We start from the raw sequence: 17,472 nt of genomic DNA, 5'->3' as shown, positions 1-17,472 counted from the left end.
AGCAGGTACGAAAGTAGGTCTTAGTGATCCGGTGGTTCTGTATGGAAGGGCCATCGCTCAACGGATAAAAGGTACTCCGGGGATAACAGGCTGATACCGCCCAAGAGTTCATATCGACGGCGGTGTTTGGCACCTCGATGTCGGCTCATCACATCCTGGGGCTGAAGCCGGTCCCAAGGGTATGGCTGTTCGCCATTTAAAGTGGTACGCGAGCTGGGTTTAGAACGTCGTGAGACAGTTCGGTCCCTATCTGCCGTGGACGTTTGAGATTTGAGAGGGGCTGCTCCTAGTACGAGAGGACCGGAGTGGACGAACCTCTGGTGTTCCGGTTGTCACGCCAGTGGCATTGCCGGGTAGCTATGTTCGGGAAAGATAACCGCTGAAAGCATCTAAGCGGGAAACTTGCCTCAAGATGAGATCTCACTGGAACCTTGAGTTCCCTAAAGGGCCGTCGAAGACTACGACGTTGATAGGTTGGGTGTGTAAGCGCTGTGAGGCGTTGAGCTAACCAATACTAATTGCCCGTGAGGCTTGACCATATAACACCCAAGCAATTTGCGTCGAAGAGACCAGATTGCGGTGTGTGAAGACGATACAAACCGAAAGTTTGCGACTCACAAAACACCAAACTATTACATACCCATTCGCTGGAGCGTGAACCGAAAGGTAAACGACCTGGCTACCGAATTTCTTGACGACCATAGAGCATTGGAACCACCTGATCCCATCCCGAACTCAGAAGTGAAACGATGCATCGCCGATGGTAGTGTGGGGTTTCCCCATGTGAGAGTAGGTCATCGTCAAGATTAAATTCCAAAATCCCTGTCTGCTCGCGCAGACGGGGATTTTGTTTTTATAGAAGTACCAAGTTTTCGCAGAGACGTTTTCATGACGGATCTGACACAGAATTTCTTGACGACCATAGAGCATTGGAACCACCTGATCCCATCCCGAACTCAGAAGTGAAACGATGCATCGCCGATGGTAGTGTGGGGTTTCCCCATGTGAGAGTAGGTCATCGTCAAGATTGAATTCCGAAACCCCTGTCTGCTAACGCAGACAGGGGTTTTGTTTTTGCGCGATATAAATCCCCAGCGCCTTCTGTTCTCTAGCCCTTCCCATATCCCTTTTTAAAGCCACGGCTGCGCTTTCGTCGGATTAAACACATAGCTACCAAAAGTGGCTAAGTATTCCGCAATTGGTGCCGACAGCCTGTTGAGCAATGCGTACGAGCAGACCTGCCAAGAGGTTGTCTGCGCTGTTACACACAACGGTGCCCACGTACGCATCCAACCTTTTGGCATAAGAAGTCCCATGCTATGAATCTAAAGTTCAGCCATAAAATCCTTCTGGCCGCTTCAGGGGTCGTGGTTCTGGCGTTTGCATTATTCACTTTGTATAACGACTACCTGCAGCGCGACACCATCAAGCAAAACATCGAGTCCTCGGTGCAGCAAGCTGGCAACCTGACAGCCAGCAGTGTTCAGAATTGGCTCAGTGGCCGCATCCTGGTGCTGGAGAGCCTCGCACAAAGCATTGCGCATCAAGGCAGCCAGGCTGATCTGCCCGGCCTGGTCGATCAGCCAGCGTTTACCTCCAACTTCCAGTTCACCTACGTCGGGCAAGCCAACGGAGTTTTTACCCAGCGCCCCGATGCCACAATGCCCGAAGGGTATGACCCCCGTGAGCGCCCTTGGTACAAGCAAGCGGTAAGCGCTGGTCAGACCATGCTGACACCGCCCTACATGGCAGCTGTCGGGGGCCTGATTGTGACCATTGCCATGCCGGTTAAAAAAGGCGGTGAGCTGCTCGGCGTGGTAGGCGGTGATCTGAGCCTCGATAGCCTGGTCAAAATCATTAACTCAGTTGATTCAGGTGGTCTGGGTTATGCGTTTTTGGTGAGCAGCGATGGCCAGATCATCGTCAGTCCGGATAAAAATCAGGTGATGAAAAACCTGAAGGATATCTACCCGTCCAGTGCTCTACGCATTGAAAAAGGTGTTCAGGAAGTCAGGCTCGACGGCCAGGAGCGGATTATTTCCTTTACCCCGGTGACAGGCTTGCCGTCCGCAGATTGGTTTATCGGTCAATCCATCGACAAAGAAAAGGCTTACGCGCCACTGTCTAAATTCCGCACATCGGCAGTGATTGCGATGTTTATTGCCGTGGCCGCGATTGCACTGCTGCTGAGCTTGTTGATCCAGGTATTGATGCGTCCGCTCACTACGATGGGGCGTGCGATGCAAGACATCGCGCAAGGCGAAGGCGACCTGACACGGCGCTTGGTCATTGAGAACAAGGATGAATTTGGGGAGTTGGCCAGCTCGTTCAACCAGTTCGTTGAGCGTATTCACGCGTCAATCAGCGAAGTGTCCTCTGCTACCCGCCATGTGCATGATTTGTCTCACCGCGTCATGGCATCGTCCAACGCATCCATTGTCGGCTCGGACGAGCAGAGTGCGCGAACCAACAGCGTGGCCGCCGCCATCAACGAGTTGGGCGCTGCCACCCAGGAAATCGCCCGCAATGCTGCCGACGCGTCACAGCATGCCAGCGGAGCCAGTGAGCAGGCAGATGATGGTCGCAAGGTTGTCGAGCAGACCATCCAGGCCATGACCGAGCTTTCGCAGAAGATCAGTCTGTCGTGTGCGCAAATCGAAACCCTGAATGCCAGCACCGACAATATCGGCCACATTTTGGATGTGATCAAAGGCATCTCTCAGCAAACCAACCTGCTGGCCCTCAACGCAGCCATTGAGGCCGCACGTGCGGGGGAGGCGGGTCGAGGCTTTGCCGTGGTGGCCGATGAGGTGCGCAACCTCGCTCACCGCACTCAGGAGTCGGCGGAGGAGATACATAAAATGATCACCTCGCTGCAAGTGGGTTCCCGCGAAGCGGTCAGCACCATGAATGCGAGCCAGATTTCCAGCGAAGAAAGCGTCGAGGTCGCGAATCAGGCGGGGGCTCGATTGATCAGCGTGACTCAACGTATCGAAGAAATCGACGGAATGAACCAGTCGGTTGCCGCGGCAACCGAGGAACAGACCGCCGTGGTCGAAACCCTCAATGTGGATATCAACCAGATCAACCTGCTTAACCAGCAAGGTGTGGTGAACCTCAACGAAACCCTCAAGGACTGCGATGCCCTGTCGCAGCAAGCCAGTCGTCTCAAGCAATTGGTCGACAGCTTCAAGATCTGAGGATCGCTAGTCGCTCAAGACTTATCCACAGCCCTGGCGTTTCAAGCGTCAGGGCTGTTTTGCATTCTGAGTGTTCAGATAGTGGGTAATAGCCGAAACACCGCGTTGCAGATGTAACTCCAACTCTGCAATGCATGACTCAACCTCTCTGGCTCGGGCATGACGCAACAGTGCCCTGTGATCGTCCTGGCACAACTTGCCAAGGTCCATCTGCTCAAGGTTAAAGCGCAGAAAGCGTTCTTCCTCGATAAGCCCTGCCTCAATCAACGCCAGCAGTTTTCGATTCGGCGCCCTGCAGTAAAGCGCTTGATGAAATTGCCGGTTGAGTGTGCCGATCTTGCCGAAATCTGTTTCGGATTCGAGTGCCTCGATATAGCTGTCGGCCGTTTCAAAGTCTTCGTCAGTCAGCAGTGGTACTGACAGACGCAGTGCCTGGGCTTCAAGCAACAGGCGCAGCTCGTAGGTCTCCAGCGAGTTGTCCTCGATCAAAGGAGCAACAACCGCTCCTTTGTATTGCACGACCTGCAGCAAGCCTTGAGCTTCCAGCTGACGCAGTGCCTCGCGCACGGGCATTCGGCTAACGCCAAACAACTGTGCCAACGCTTCTTGGCGGATTGCGGTACCGCATGGCAAGCGGCCATCAAGAATGGCGTTGCGCAAAGTTTCTTCAATCACCACCCGCGCCAAATGAGCGGGTATGGGGCCTGATACAACTATGCTGTTTAAAGGATTGAGTTTGACGGCCACGTTGTTACTACCTACGCCGAAAGTTCAGCACGCTTGTTTGGATCCAATTCAAGTTAGGTACTGACCCAATCCTTGTCAAACCTTGTTACGTTTAGTTTAGCCTGACTGCGAGATAAGAGATTACATGGTGCCACTATCTTTCTTTTCCAGGACGCTTCAGCCCGCTCCCTTTTGTCAGGGCCTGTGCCCTACAATCGCCAAAATCAAAGCTGCCCAAATCGCAGCCTTAATGCACAGCAGGTGAAGGATGGGCGTACTCAGCAAGAACGATGTGGGGGAGTTGCGGTTGCGTACTCCTGAGTCGCCCCACATTGCACTCACCCAAATAGTTCGCCAGCCGTGGCTGTGGTGCATATTGCTCTTGGCCTCAGTGGTGCGGTTCTATGGTTTTACAGCCTCTGCCGTCTGGTGCGACGAGGGCTCCAGCCTGATGCTGAGCGACTATCCCCTCGCCGAAATCTGGTTGCATGCGTCGCACGATGTTCACCCTCCGTTGTATTTCATGCTGCTGCATGGCTGGATGGCGCTGTTTGGTGACGGTCTTGTCTCCATCCGAACCCTGAGTGTCTTGCCGGGTATCGCAACCGTATTGCTGGGCATGTGGCTCGTGCGGTTGATTGCAACCCAAAGAGCCGCGTTACTGGCCGGGCTTCTGCTGGCATTGCTGCCGACTGCAGTGCGTTATAGCCAGGAAGTGAGGATGTACTCGCTCATGGGGCTGTGGCTGATAGGCGCCACGATTGCGCTGGTATATTGGGTTAAAGCGCCGCATAAACTCCGTTATCCGGTCATTTACATCGGGTTGATGGCGGCAGCGTTCTATACGCATTACTTCACCGCTTTCTGTGTGATCGCCCACTGGCTATATCTGTTGATCAGTGGCCGTAGCTCCGGGTGGTTGATCAAGCGTCCCGCCTGGTGGTTGGCCAATGTTGCCATTGTGTTGTTGTTTCTGCCCTGGCTCCCCGGCCTGGTGGATCTGCTGCAGCACATGGACGACCTCAAGAGCGGCGGTGATGTGGGCTGGGAGCCTGCAGTCGATGCCCGCTCTTTGCCCGCCATGACCTGGCAGCTTTTGATTCAGGACGAAGGCGAAAACCTGCCTTGGCCGCTGTTCTGGCTGGCACCGCTTGCACTGCTGGGCGGCTTGGTATGGATGGCGGTTCGCGATTCATCCCGGCATAAATTCACTGGATTGATCGTGATTTACACCCTGCTGCCGATCCTGGCCATTTACGCCGTGTCGTTTGTCTCGCCGCTGTTTATCGAGCGTTACGTGATGTTTGCCGCACTTGGCTTGCCACTGCTTGTGGCGATCGCAGTGGATCGCCTGCTCAAGCACAAGCGTGCGTTGGCCTTCGCACTTCTGTCACTGTTTGTTGGCACTGAGTTGGTGGGCCTGCGCAGTAACTTCAGCAGCGATGCCGACCATTTTGATCGTCTGGTTGAGCACGTAAACCAACAGTTCCTGCCTGGTGACCGAATCGTAGTCAGTGACCTGTTCTGGTACTTCAGTTACGTCTACTACAACAAGACCGGGATTGAACCCCTGCTCTACACGCCGCCCACAGACAGCGGCGCATCCGGACGTCCTAACAACTACGGGTTTGGCACCCTGGTGAACGCCAATGGGGCCAAAATCTATGTTGATCGACTGGCAGACTTGCCGGCCGGTACGGGGCGGGTCTGGCTGATCAGTAGCAAAGAACTGCCGGATGATTTCGGCTCTATTCCAGCAGGTTGGCACAAAGCACAGGACTTGGCCGTCGATGACACCCAGGCTCGACTATATTTGACTTGCCTTGGGGCCGAATGCGGCCCTGAACCTGAATGGAGTCAACTCAATGCAAAAGCCAACCCATAGCCTCCCGTCCTTATTCAAACAACTGGGCCTGCCGTCCAGCCCCGAAGATATCGAAAAATTTGTCACAACCCACTCACCGCTCAAGCCTGACCTGAAGCTCGAAGACGCATTTTTCTGGACGCCTGCCCAAGCGGCGTTTTTGCGTGAAGAGCATCTTGAGGATGCCGATTGGGCTGAAATCGTCGACCAACTGAACCTCATGCTGCGCACAAAACCGATCGTAGGTAAGCAGAAATAAATGGCAACACTTGACTGTGATCATCTGGCCGCGCAATATTAATAGTTAGCAAACTAACATTATGTGACGCCTCTTGCCTGACACTCTCGATCCACTGCAAATGAGCATCAGCACCGGCATGGTGGTTGCGACTCGCCATTGGCGTCGCGTCTGCCAGGCTACGCTGGTCAACTACGGCATTTCCGAAGCCTGTGCCATGCCGCTGCTGATTATCGGGCGCTTGGGGGAGGGGGTGAGACAAGTCACCGTGGCCCATGCTGCCGGGATGGAAAGCCCGTCGCTGGTGCGTCTGCTCGATCAGCTGTGCAAGGCCGGCTACGTACGCCGCTGTGAAGATGCCAGCGACCGACGCGCCAAAACCCTGAGTCTTACCGACACCGGACGCGTCCTGGTGCAATCGATTGAAGCCCAACTCGTGCAACTGAGAAGAGCGGCTCTGGCAGGCATTTCGCTGGCTGACCAGGAAGCCGCACTGCGTGTGATCAAAGCCTTTGAAGCGGCCGGTCAACTGCCTGACGGAGCGATGAATTGAACGGGTTTTTCAGCAGCATGCCGCCTGCCCGTGACTGGTTCTATGGTGTGCGCACGTTCGCCGCATCGATGATCGCGCTGTATATCGCATTGTTAATGGAAATGCCCCGTCCGTATTGGGCCATGGCCACGGTTTACATCGTCTCGAGCCCCTTCGTCGGGCCTACCAGTTCCAAGGCGGTGTACCGCGCACTAGGCACCCTGATCGGCGCTGCGGCTGCCGTATTTTTTGTCCCGCTATTTGTGCAAACGCCATTTCTGCTGGTGTTGGTGATCGCGCTCTGGACCGGCATTTTGCTGTTTCTGTCGCTGCACCTGCGCACTGCCAACAGCTACATATTCATGCTTGCCGGTTACACCATGCCCATGATCGCTTTGCCGATTGTGGATAATCCGCTGAACGTCTTCGACATCGCCGTCTCGCGTACCGAGGAAATCATGCTCGGGATAGTCTGCGCGGCGGTGGTCGGCAGCATGTTCTGGCCTCGCCGCTTGACCCCGGTTTTTATCGACTCGGCGGCCAAGTGGTTCGCCGATGCGAGCAATTACAGCAAGCACTTTCTGGCTCGCGACGTTGAGCCGAGCAAAGCCAGCGGCCTGCGCGCATCGATGGTCACGACCTTCAACAGTCTTGAAATGATGATTGGCCAACTGCCCCATGAGGGCGCGCACCCGCAGACCGTGCGCAATACCAAAGAGTTGCGCGGGCGCATGATCCACTTGTTACCCGTGGTCGATGCACTGGACGACGCACTCTACGCGCTGGAGCGTCGCGCCCCTGAACTGCTCGATAAAGTCACTCCTTTGCTCGACCATGCTCAGCTGTGGCTTGAAAGTACCCGGGAAGGGGCTTCGATCGAGCATTGGCAAGCATTGCGCCATGAACTCGAAGCGTTACAACCCAGTGCCGCGGCGCTGGATGATCGTCGCCAATTGGTCTTTTCCAACGTGCTGTATCGACTGGGCGAATGGATCGACCTGTGGCAAGACTGTCGCAGCCTGCAAAAAGCCATATCGACCGGCAGTCAGGATGTCTGGCGTGCCGTATACCGGCATTGGCGCCTTGGGCGGCTGACGCCGTTTCTCGATCGCGGGCTGATGCTCTATTCGGCATTTTCCACCGTGACTGCGATTGTCGTCGCCTCAGTGCTGTGGATATTGCTCGGCTGGACCGACGGCGCCAGTGCCGTGATTCTGGCCGCGGTGGCCTGCAGTTTTTTTGCCTCGATGGACGACCCGGCGCCGCAGATCTACCGATTCTTTTTCTGGACCTCGCTGTCGGTGGTGTTCGCCAGCCTGTACCTGTTTGTAATCCTGCCCAACCTGCACGACTTTCCGATGCTGGTACTGGCGTTCGCAGTGCCGTTCATCTGCGTGGGTACCCTGACCGTACAACCGCGTTTTTACCTGGGCACATTGCTGACCATCGTCAACACCGCTTCGTTTATCAGCATCCAGGGCGCCTACGATGCGGACTTCATGGTGTTCATGAACGCCAACCTGGCAGGCCCTATCGGTCTGCTGTTTGCCTTCGTCTGGACCCTGCTTGCGCGTCCGTTCGGTGCCGAGCTGGCGGCCAAGCGTCTGACGCGTTTCAGCTGGCGCGACATCGTCACCCTGACCCAGCCCGCGACTCTGGCCGAGCACCGGCACATGGGGGCGCAAATGCTTGATCGCCTGATGCAGCACTTGCCGCGTCTGGCCTTGACCGGGCAGGACACGGGCAGCGCTCTGCGTGATCTGCGGGTTGCACTCAACCTTCTGGACTTGCTGGCCTATGCGCCAAGGGTCACGGGTATACCGCAACGGCTGTTGCGTCAGGTGGTGAGCGATGTGGGTGACTACTTTTGCGCCTGCCTCAAGGCGGGTGAGCGTTTGCCAATGCCCCTTGGCCTGCAAATGACCATGGACCGCACTCGTCGCGCCCTCAACGCCAACGACCTGCAAGGCGAAGGCGAAGCGCGGGTGCACCTGCTGCATGCCCTTAGCGGGCTGCGTCTGGCTTTGCTGCCTGGCGTCGAATTTATCGTCGACAACGACGACCTGTCACATCCTCAGGCTCAAAGCATTGATGGAGCGCCGCTATGATCGGTGATGTAGATATCAGCGGGGTATTCCTGCCCACGCTCCTGGTATTGATGGGCATTACCTATTTACTGTTTTTGGTGGTTCACGGGTTACTCACGCGTGTGCACTTTTACCGTCTGGTCTGGCACCGGGCTTTGTTCAACGTCGGTCTCTACGCTCTGTTACTCGGCGTTGTGGATTCGTTTAGTCGATATCTGATGACATGAAAAAACCTTTACTGACCTTGGGCCGTGTCGTTCTCACCTTATTGGTGGTGACGTTTGCCTGCGTCGTGGTCTGGCGCATGTCCATGTATTACATGTTTGCTCCCTGGACCCGCGACGCCCACATCCGAGCCGACATTGTGCAAATAGCCCCCGATGTCTCGGGCTTGATCAAGCAGGTCGATGTGCGTGACAACCAGCTCGTCACCCGTGACCAGGTGCTGTTTGTCATCGATCAGGAACGCTTCAAACTGGCGTTGCGCCAAGCCCAGGCCACGGTTGCCGATCGCAAGGAAACCCTGGCGCAAGCCCAGCGTGAAAGCCGTCGTAACAAGGGGCTGGGTAATCTGGTCGCCCGTGAGCTGCTCGAAGAAAGCCAGTCCCGTGAAATGCGCGCTCAGGCCGCGCTCACCGAGGCCCAGGTGGCCGTGGACAGTGCTCAGCTGAACCTGGACCGTACCGTCGTGCGCAGCCCGGTTGATGGCTACGTCAATGACCGGGCACCCCGGGTCAATGAGTTCGTCACGGCGGGGCGGCCTGTGTTGTCGATTGTCGACAGCACCTCGTTCCATATCGACGGTTATTTCGAGGAGACAAAGCTCGATGGCATCCATGTCGGTCAGAGCGTTGATATCCGCGTGATTGGCGACAATGCCCGTTTGCGTGGTCATGTCGAAAGCATCGTGGCGGGTATCGAAGACCGTGACCGTACCAGCGGCCAGAACCTGCTGCCCAACGTCAACCCGGCGTTCAGCTGGGTACGGCTGGCGCAGCGGATTCCGGTGCGCATTGTGTTTGATGATGTGCCGGAGGACTTTCGCATGATCGCCGGTCGCACTGCGACAGTGTCCATTATCGAAGACTCGTCCAAAGACAGGCCTGCCCCGGAGAGTGCGCGATGAAAGCCGTTCACCTGGCAGCCGTAGGGCTGGGTTTGCTGCTGTCCGGTTGCCAGTTGCTTGGCCCTGATTACCACTTGCCCAAAGACGCGGCCATGCAACGCCCGGACTTGCAGGGTGAACTGGCGGGCGAGGGTGCCAATGTGATGTCCGCGCCGGTCCCCGATGATTGGTGGAAGCTCTACCAAGACCCGAAACTCAACGAGCTGGTACGTCAGGCGCTGGCCTCCAACACCGACTTGCGGGTCGCGGCGGCGAACCTGTCGCGGGCGCGGGCTCAGGTTGAGCAGGCGCAGTCGGCCGGAGGCTGGAGTGGCTCGGTGAAGGCGGGCGCTCAGCGTCTGCAAGAGTCCGGGGAAGCCTTCCTGCTGGCGGATAAGGTGCCGGTGGCCAACGTCGGCGACCTGGGCATCAGCACCTCGTATCAGTTCGATTTGTGGGGCACCTTGCAGCGCGGTATCGAAGCGGCGCAGGCCAATGCCGACGCAACTCAGGCTGCCGCCGACACCGCGCGCATCACCCTGGTAGCGGATGTGGTGCGGGCGTACACCCAAGTGTGCGCAGCCAATGAAGAACACCACATCGCTGATGAATCCCTCAGGCTGCAAGCGCAAAGCACCAGCCTGACCCAACGTCTGCGTGATGCGGGCCGCGGCGACGAAACTCAAGTCACCCGCTCCGAAACCCAGTTCAAATCGTTGCGGGCAGAATTGCCTCGTTACGAGGCGTTGCGCCAGTCCGGTTTGTTCCGCCTGTCCATGTTGCTGGCCAAGCCGCTGGACCAACTGCCATCTGGCGTTGCCACCTGTGCCGAGCTGCCGCACATCGCGCAACTGCTGCCTGTAGGTGACGGTGCAGCGTTGCTCAAGCGCCGCCCTGACGTGCGTCAGGCCGAACGCCATCTGGCCGCAGCGACCGCTGAGATAGGTGTCGCCACGGGCTCCCTGTACCCGGACATCAGCATCGGTGCCAGCATTGGCACGGTGGGCATCATCGACAATCTGGGTACGGCGCCCACCAACCGCTGGGGCTTTGGCCCGATGCTGAGCTGGACGATTCCGACCAATGGCTCGCGAGCCCGAATTCGTGAAGCAGAGGCTGTTACCCAGGGGGCATTGGCCAGGTTCGACGGCGTAGTGCTCAACGCCATCCGTGAAACCCAGACCAGTCTGGTGCAATACACCGCGCTGTTGCAGCGCCGCGATGCATTGGCAGATGCAGAGCAGTCGGCAAAAACCGCGGCCGATCAGACCCATCAGTTCTTCCAGGCCGGGCGCGAGTCATTTTTGGCCGACTTGCAAGCAACCCGTACCTACACCGACATGCGCGCGCAATTGTCGGCTGCCAATACCCAGGTAGCCATGAGCCAGATCGATCTGTTTCTGGCCCTGGGTGGCGGCTGGGAAAGTGGACGAACGCACGCCCCTGCAAACGCTAAACCCTGACAGCGTTGCTATGCTCTGAATTATCGGTATCAGAACGATGGTTCAGGGCGTTTGCGGGTCTGTAGCCCTCCTCATCGTGCAGACCATGCCTGATGGGGATACTAATAATGAAAAACCCTTATGCTCCCGGTTTCTGGTGTGCTGTAGCGGCGGTAGTGCTGCTTTCGGCGACTTACTTCTACGGCATCATGCTGGCGCACCAGATCGACAAGGCAATGATCTTTCTCGACAGTGCCAGCGCCCTGATTGCCGTACTGGCCATAGTGGTAGTGGCCTGCGCCCTGGTGCAAACCCGGCAAATCAAAAAGCGCCAGATCACCCAAGGCCAGACCCGTGTCCTTATATGGGACACCAAGGTTGCATTGCGCCGGGTCGAAACGGTATTCGATCGCTATTTCTGGGGGAGCTACTGGCAGCCGGGCCGAACCTTCCAGGAGTTCATGGGCGAACTGACCGGCACCCCGCTGGAAAAGAGCCTGGATGCCCTTAAAGCCCAATGCCTGCAACTCGATAAAGCCCTGCCATCCGAAGATCGCCAATGGCTCGACACTGCGCGTGAGCTCTCGGATGTCGCCGCGGCGATGGCCCGTGAGCGCTATCAGCTAGATTACTCGGATGTATCTTTCAATTCCGTAGGAGAAACCTGCATCGACCACGACCTGGAAGTGCTGGTGTACACCTGGAGTGCCAGCCTCAAGAGCTTTGATCATCAACTTGACGAGATCGACCAGCGTTACGCTCAACCTGCATGAGGCCTGGCGTTACTCAAGAGCAGCGCCTGCTCTGTCGCCAGTGTTAACCTGCTAGCACTTTGGGCCCATGAAGGGCTTTGCAAAGACCGCTTTTACTTTCAACACAACGGACATTGAACGGGTCAATTGATGAACAAACCATTAGGCGTGCTGGCAGGGATTGTGATTGTTGTTGGAGCACTGAATACCGCCGGGGCGTGGTACACCGGCAGCAAAATCGAAGGTGTGTTGCAGGCCGCGATTGAGCAATCCAACCAGGAGCTGGCAACCCAACTTCAAGGCTCCACCACCCACGGCACTCTCGAACTGGTGTCTATTGAGCGCAACCTCTACAGCAGCACCGCGCACTATCGCCTGAAACTCCAGGACGACAAAGCGGGCCCGGACGCATCACCTGTAGAGTTGCTGTTTGTCGATAACATCGAGCATGGCCCGCTGCCGTGGTCGCGCATCAAGACGTTCAAGTGGATGCCAGTGATGGCAGTCAACAATTACGCGTTGGAAAAATCCCCTTTCACCGAAAAGTGGTTCGCTGCAACCAAGGATCAGACGCCGCTCAAAGGCCAGGTCACCATGGGTTACAACCGCTCGGTTGATGGTCATATGGAACTGGTGGCGCTTGAGACCAAGCTGGACGACAACTCCAGCTTCAGCTTCTCGGGCCTGACCATGGAGGCTCAAACCGATGCCGATGGCCAGAACCTGAAAGCCAAAGGCTACATGGACCACCTCAAGCTCCACGCGGTCACGGTCGACAACCCGCCCGTACTGGTCGAACTCAATGGTCTGACCCTCGCCAGCGACCTGAAAAAAACGCCATTTGGCTTCTATCTCGGCCAGAACGTGATGGTACTGAGCGAAGGCCAACTGACGTATGGCGCCGCACAATCGGTCATCAAGCTCAAAAACTTCGAGTACGCGGATTCTTCTTCCGCTACTGGCAACCTGATGTCCGGGCGCCTGTCTTACCAAGTGGGTGACATCACCCTGGACGGCAAGCCAGTGGGCAGCGCGCAAATGGTCCTCACTGCCAGCAGCCTCGACATCCCGGCCATGCAGGCGCTGTTGCAGATCTACCAGAACAAATTCCAGCCTCAGGCTGACGGCACCTTGCCGCAAACACCGCTGACCCCGGCCGAACAAGTGTTGATGCAGGTAGAGGTTGAAAAACTGCTGGCCGCCAAACCGCAGCTGGCGCTGGAAAAGTTCACGATCAAAACCGAAAACGGCGAAAGCCAGCTCAACGTTGCCATGAGCCTGGCGAAGCCAACCTCGTTTGAGGCGGCGCCTATCGAAGTCACCAAGCAAATGCTGACTGCGCTGGATGCAAAACTGCAGTTGTCCAAGCCGATGATTGCTGACCTGTCAGCTGTTCAGGCGCAACTGGTCGGTCAAACTGACCCGCAAACCATTGCCAAAATGGCCAGCATGAACAGTGAGATGGCAGGTGTGATGGCCGTGCAAACCGGGTTGGCCAAAGTGGATGGCAACAACATCCTGGCTTCGCTCAATTACGCAGAAGGCCTGGTGGACCTCAATGGTCAGAAAATGAGCCTTGAAGACTTCATCACTGCAATGACCACACGCTTTGGCGGTGTCGCCAGCCAGCAGTAAATCATTCGTGGGAGCGCTGCGGTTTTTCTGAAGACCGCAGCGTTTCAATCGCGAGCAAGCCCGCTCCCACTGGATTTATGCAGGCGCGAAAAAACCACGCGCAACTGCACGTCGTGTTCATTTTTTGAGGGGGGTAAACACGGTTCCCTTGAATAAGGGAACGCATCTATAGACGGCGTAAATATGGCGGAGAACGGGGGATTCGAACCCCCGACACCCTTTTGAGGTGTACTCCCTTAGCAGGGGAGCGCCTTCGGCCACTCGGCCAGCTCTCCGCGAAACGCCGCGTATAGTAACCAGCCTTTCGTCAGTTGCCCATAAAAATTTAACCTGGCTGACGTTTAGCTGAAAAAAACCCCGAAACACAGGCACACGACGACTCACCGGATTCTCGGCGAGAGGCAAAAATGCGTTGGGGAATCTTGGTTTTGACGCTGTTCCCTTGGACAAGGGAAAGAAGATGGTGCACCAGGCGGGATTCGAACCCACGACCACTGCCTTCGGAGGGCAGTACTCTATCCAGCTGAGCTACTGGTGCGACGCGGGCGCCATAATACTCATCTGCGTGTCCCCCGTCCATGCTGCTGATTCGTCAGGTGTTTGTTGGTGCGTTATGGGCTATTAATGTGGGCCGGGGGAAAAGCGGTAAAAGATGGCCGCTTGTTCTTTTTTTCGAACAGGCTATTGTCCTTTACCCCCTTTGACCCTAGGATTCGTTTGAGATTTCAAACGCTCTTGTCTGAGTGCTAAACCGCACGGCTAACTCTTTGTGCGTTTTCTAGATACTTTGGCAGTGAATGACTTCCTGACGGCAGCCTTCTATGGCGCCTTTCTACTATTAATAATTCGCTCCGCGCCTGCGCGGTGCTGTTAAGGAAAGCCCACATGCAGCTCAAAGACGCACAGTTGTTCCGCCAACAAGCCTATATCGATGGTGCTTGGGTCGATGCGGACGGTGGCCAGACAATCAAGGTCAACAACCCGGCTACCGGTGAAATCATCGGTACAGTGCCAAAAATGGGCGCGGTTGAAACCCGTCGCGCCATTGAAGCCGCTGACAAAGCGTTGCCAGCCTGGCGTGCCCTGACCGCCAAAGAGCGTGCAAACAAGCTGCGTCGCTGGTTTGAGCTGTTGATCGAAAACCAGGACGACCTTGGTCGCCTGATGACCCTGGAACAAGGCAAGCCTCTGGCCGAAGCCAAGGGCGAGATCGTTTACGCCGCTTCGTTCATCGAATGGTTCGCCGAAGAAGCCAAGCGCGTCTATGGCGACGTGATCCCGGGCCATCAGCCAGACAAGCGCCTGATCGTGATCAAGCAACCGATTGGCGTGACCGCTGCAATCACCCCGTGGAACTTCCCGGCGGCCATGATCACCCGTAAAGCGGGCCCGGCTTTGGCTGCTGGCTGCACCATGGTGATCAAGCCTGCTTCGCAAACTCCGTTTTCGGCGCTGGCGCTGGTTGAGCTGGCACACCGTGCCGGCATCCCTAAAGGCGTGCTGAGCGTTGTGACCGGCAGTGCGGGTGACATCGGCGGCGAGCTGACCAGCAACCCGATCGTGCGCAAGCTGTCCTTCACCGGTTCGACCGAAATCGGTCGTCAGCTGATGGCCGAATGCGCCAAGGACATCAAAAAAGTGTCGCTGGAACTGGGCGGCAACGCACCCTTCATCGTGTTTGACGACGCGGACCTGGATAAGGCCGTCGAAGGCGCGATCATTTCCAAATACCGCAACAACGGCCAGACGTGCGTTTGCGCAAACCGCCTGTACATTCAGGATTCGGTCTACGACGCTTTTGCCGAAAAATTGAAAGTGGCCGTGGCCAAGCTCAAGATCGGCAACGGTCTGGACGAAGGCACCACCACAGGTCCCCTGATCGATGACAAGGCCGTGGCCAAGGTCAAAGAACACATTGCTGACGCATTGAGCAAAGGCGCCACCCTGCTGGCCGGTGGCAACAGCATGGAAGGCAGCTTCTTCGAGCCGACCATCCTGATCAACGTGCCGAAAAACGCAGCCGTAGCGAAAGAAGAAACCTTCGGCCCGCTGGCGCCACTGTTCCGCTTCAAAGATGAAGCTGAAGTGATCGCAATGGCCAACGACACCGAGTTCGGTCTGGCATCGTACTTCTATGCCCGCGACTTGAGCCGCGTGTTCCGTGTGGCGGAAGCCCTGGAGTACGGCATGGTGGGTGTGAACACCGGCCTGATCTCCAACGAAGTCGCCCCATTCGGCGGTATCAAGGCTTCGGGCCTGGGCCGTGAAGGGTCCAAGTACGGCATCGAAGACTACCTGGAAATCAAATATCTCTGCCTGGGCATCTAACCCGGCAGGTGGTTCGGCAGCGGGGGCACGAGAGCGATGCCTCCCCTGCGTTTCAAACTGTTAGTTCCTGTGGCCGGGAGCGCCATGCCAGTCGATCATCGAATGCTGGCATCGTTGACTCCCAGGCGCGTCAGCCTTGAACCCTGCCGTTTGAAGAGCGGCGAATGAGGACACCATGAGCAACAAGACCAACGCATCCCTGATGAAACGCCGTGAAGCCGCTGTACCGCGCGGTGTTGGCCAGATTCACCCGATCTTCGCCGAATCGGCAAAAAACGCTACCGTCACCGACGTTGAAGGCCGCGAGTTCATCGACTTCGCAGGCGGTATCGCTGTTCTGAACACCGGTCACTTGCACCCGAAAATCATTGCCGCCGTGCAAGAGCAACTGACCAAGCTGACCCACACCTGCTTCCAGGTACTGGCTTACGAGCCGTACGTTGAGCTGTGCGAAAAGATCAACGCCAAGGTGCCGGGTAATTTCGACAAGAAAACCCTGTTGGTCACCACCGGCTCTGAAGCCGTTGAAAACGCCGTGAAAATCGCCCGCGCTGCCACAGGCCGTGCTGGCGTGATCGCTTTCACCGGCGCGTACCACGGTCGCACCATGATGACCCTGGGCCTGACCGGCAAAGTCGTACCGTACTCGGCAGGCATGGGCCTGATGCCAGGCGGCATCTTCCGCGCACTGTTCCCGTGCGAAATGCATGGCGTCTCGGTTGACGATTCCATCGCCAGCATCGAGCGCATCTTCAAAAACGATGCCGAGCCTAAAGACATCGCCGCTATCATCATCGAGCCGGTACAGGGCGAAGGTGGCTTCTACGTGGCGCCGAAGGCATTCATGGCCCGCCTGCGCGAGCTGTGCGACAAGCACGGCATCCTGCTGATTGCTGACGAAGTGCAAACCGGCGCTGGCCGTACTGGCACCTTCTTCGCGATGGAACAGATGGGCGTTGCTGCCGACCTGACCACCTTCGCCAAATCCATCGCTGGCGGCTTCCCGTTGGCCGGTGTATGTGGCAAGGCGGAATATATGGATGCTATCGCTCCAGGCGGTCTGGGCGGCACCTATGCCGGTAGCCCGATTGCTTGCGCAGCTGCGCTGGCAGTGCTTGAAGTGTTTGAAGAAGAACACCTGCTGGATCGCTGCAAAGAAGTTGGCGAGCGTCTGGTCACTGGCCTCAAGGCCATTCAGGCCAAGTACCCGGTGATCGGTGACGTGCGTGCCCTGGGTGCGATGATTGCGGTCGAGCTGTTCGAAGGCGGCGATTCCCACAAGCCAAACGCGGCTGCAGTGGCGCAAGTGGTTGCCAAGGCTCGCGACAAAGGTTTGATCCTGCTGTCGTGCGGCACTTACGGCAACGTGCTGCGTGTGCTGGTTCCACTGACTTCGCCAAACGAGCAGTTGGACAAAGGCCTGGCCATCATCGAAGAGTGCTTCGCTGAACTGGCTTGAGTCCACCCTTGAGGGTGTGATCTGAGACACAAAAAAACCGCTTCGGCGGTTTTTTTGCGTTTGAACTATCTGTTTGGGTGATTTTTTCTGTAACCGCGTGCGGC

13 protein-coding genes, 2 tRNA genes, 3 rRNA genes and 1 pseudogene (1 of these 19 cut by a window edge) are annotated in these 17,472 nt (G+C 56.9%); 16 read left to right on the top strand and 3 right to left on the bottom strand.

The window, feature by feature from the left end; genetic code table 11:
• The 5 genes and pseudogenes from VSQ83_RS23380 to VSQ83_RS26850 form a co-directional block, all read left to right on the top strand.
• Positions 1–539: ribosomal RNA gene (locus VSQ83_RS23380) — 23S ribosomal RNA — on the top strand; it begins 2,353 nt to the left of the window's first position.
• A gap of 151 nt (positions 540–690) precedes the next feature.
• Positions 691–806, top strand: a 5S ribosomal RNA gene (gene rrf / locus VSQ83_RS23375).
• 105 nt (positions 807–911) lie between these two features.
• Positions 912–1,027, top strand: a 5S ribosomal RNA gene (gene rrf, locus VSQ83_RS23370).
• 292 nt (positions 1,028–1,319) lie between these two features.
• Positions 1,320–2,345: pseudogene (locus VSQ83_RS26855) on the top strand (cache domain-containing protein); the annotation flags it as partial.
• 69 nt (positions 2,346–2,414) lie between these two features.
• Positions 2,415–3,200: a methyl-accepting chemotaxis protein gene (locus VSQ83_RS26850; RefSeq protein ID WP_374105714.1), complete on the top strand. Its 786-nt coding sequence runs from the start codon at positions 2,415–2,417 to the stop codon at positions 3,198–3,200.
• A gap of 48 nt (positions 3,201–3,248) precedes the next feature.
• Here the strand turns inward: VSQ83_RS26850 and VSQ83_RS23360 are convergent, their stop codons facing one another.
• On the bottom strand, positions 3,249–3,947 hold the full coding sequence (locus tag VSQ83_RS23360; RefSeq protein WP_326427618.1) for a GntR family transcriptional regulator: 699 nt from the start codon (positions 3,945–3,947) through the stop codon (positions 3,249–3,251).
• 247 nt (positions 3,948–4,194) lie between these two features.
• Between VSQ83_RS23360 and VSQ83_RS23355 the strand changes: the two genes are divergently transcribed.
• From VSQ83_RS23355 to VSQ83_RS23315, 9 genes are all read left to right on the top strand, one after another.
• Positions 4,195–5,811 carry a glycosyltransferase family 39 protein gene (locus VSQ83_RS23355; protein WP_326427617.1) on the top strand — a complete coding sequence of 539 codons (1,617 nt, stop codon included), beginning with the start codon at positions 4,195–4,197 and terminating at the stop codon, positions 5,809–5,811.
• Positions 5,792–6,049: a DUF2789 domain-containing protein gene (locus VSQ83_RS23350; protein WP_133079325.1), complete on the top strand. Its 258-nt coding sequence runs from the start codon at positions 5,792–5,794 to the stop codon at positions 6,047–6,049. The genes VSQ83_RS23355 and VSQ83_RS23350 overlap by 20 nt, the downstream gene beginning before the upstream one ends.
• Positions 6,050–6,149: 100 nt before the next feature.
• Positions 6,150–6,581, top strand: coding sequence for a MarR family winged helix-turn-helix transcriptional regulator (locus tag VSQ83_RS23345; RefSeq protein ID WP_326427748.1), 432 nt, complete (start codon positions 6,150–6,152; stop codon positions 6,579–6,581).
• Entirely contained in the window at positions 6,578–8,668 is a 2,091-nt protein-coding gene (locus VSQ83_RS23340; protein ID WP_133079324.1) for an FUSC family protein, read from the top strand. Before VSQ83_RS23345 ends, VSQ83_RS23340 begins: the two co-directional genes overlap by 4 nt.
• Entirely contained in the window at positions 8,665–8,874 is a 210-nt protein-coding gene (locus tag VSQ83_RS23335; RefSeq protein WP_016782973.1) for a DUF1656 domain-containing protein, read from the top strand. Before VSQ83_RS23340 ends, VSQ83_RS23335 begins: the two co-directional genes overlap by 4 nt.
• Positions 8,871–9,773: an HlyD family secretion protein gene (locus VSQ83_RS23330; RefSeq protein ID WP_326427616.1), complete on the top strand. Its 903-nt coding sequence runs from the start codon at positions 8,871–8,873 to the stop codon at positions 9,771–9,773. The genes VSQ83_RS23335 and VSQ83_RS23330 overlap by 4 nt, the downstream gene beginning before the upstream one ends.
• Positions 9,770–11,215, top strand: coding sequence for an efflux transporter outer membrane subunit (locus VSQ83_RS23325; protein WP_133079322.1), 1,446 nt, complete (start codon positions 9,770–9,772; stop codon positions 11,213–11,215). The genes VSQ83_RS23330 and VSQ83_RS23325 overlap by 4 nt, the downstream gene beginning before the upstream one ends.
• A 107-nt stretch (positions 11,216–11,322) precedes the next feature.
• Positions 11,323–11,967 carry an NADH:ubiquinone oxidoreductase subunit N gene (locus VSQ83_RS23320; RefSeq protein ID WP_133079321.1) on the top strand — a complete coding sequence of 215 codons (645 nt, stop codon included), beginning with the start codon at positions 11,323–11,325 and terminating at the stop codon, positions 11,965–11,967.
• 129 nt (positions 11,968–12,096) lie between these two features.
• The gene (locus VSQ83_RS23315) at positions 12,097–13,581 is read left to right on the top strand and encodes a YdgA family protein (RefSeq protein ID WP_326427615.1); all 1,485 of its coding nucleotides are present in this window, start codon (positions 12,097–12,099) and stop codon (positions 13,579–13,581) included.
• 184 nt (positions 13,582–13,765) lie between these two features.
• Here VSQ83_RS23315 and VSQ83_RS23310 read toward each other — a convergent pair.
• Together VSQ83_RS23310 and VSQ83_RS23305 are read right to left on the bottom strand one after the other, a co-directional pair.
• Positions 13,766–13,856 (bottom strand) — tRNA-Ser (locus VSQ83_RS23310).
• 186 nt (positions 13,857–14,042) lie between these two features.
• Positions 14,043–14,119 (bottom strand) — tRNA-Arg (locus VSQ83_RS23305).
• 347 nt (positions 14,120–14,466) lie between these two features.
• On the opposite strand from VSQ83_RS23305, the gene gabD reads away from it, so the two are divergent.
• Complete coding sequence (gabD, locus tag VSQ83_RS23300) at positions 14,467–15,909, top strand: NADP-dependent succinate-semialdehyde dehydrogenase (protein ID WP_133079303.1); 1,443 nt, start codon at positions 14,467–14,469, stop codon at positions 15,907–15,909.
• Positions 15,910–16,084: 175 nt separating this feature from the next.
• On the top strand, positions 16,085–17,368 hold the full coding sequence (gabT, locus tag VSQ83_RS23295) for a 4-aminobutyrate--2-oxoglutarate transaminase (protein WP_133079302.1): 1,284 nt from the start codon (positions 16,085–16,087) through the stop codon (positions 17,366–17,368).
• Positions 17,369–17,472 lie beyond the last annotated feature (104 nt).

The sequence above is a fragment of the Pseudomonas sp. DSV-1 genome (genome assembly GCF_035830915.1).
Lineage (GTDB): Bacteria > Pseudomonadota > Gammaproteobacteria > Pseudomonadales > Pseudomonadaceae > Aquipseudomonas.
Note: the sequence above shows the minus strand (reverse complement) of the source record. Positions and strands in the feature narration are given on the sequence as shown.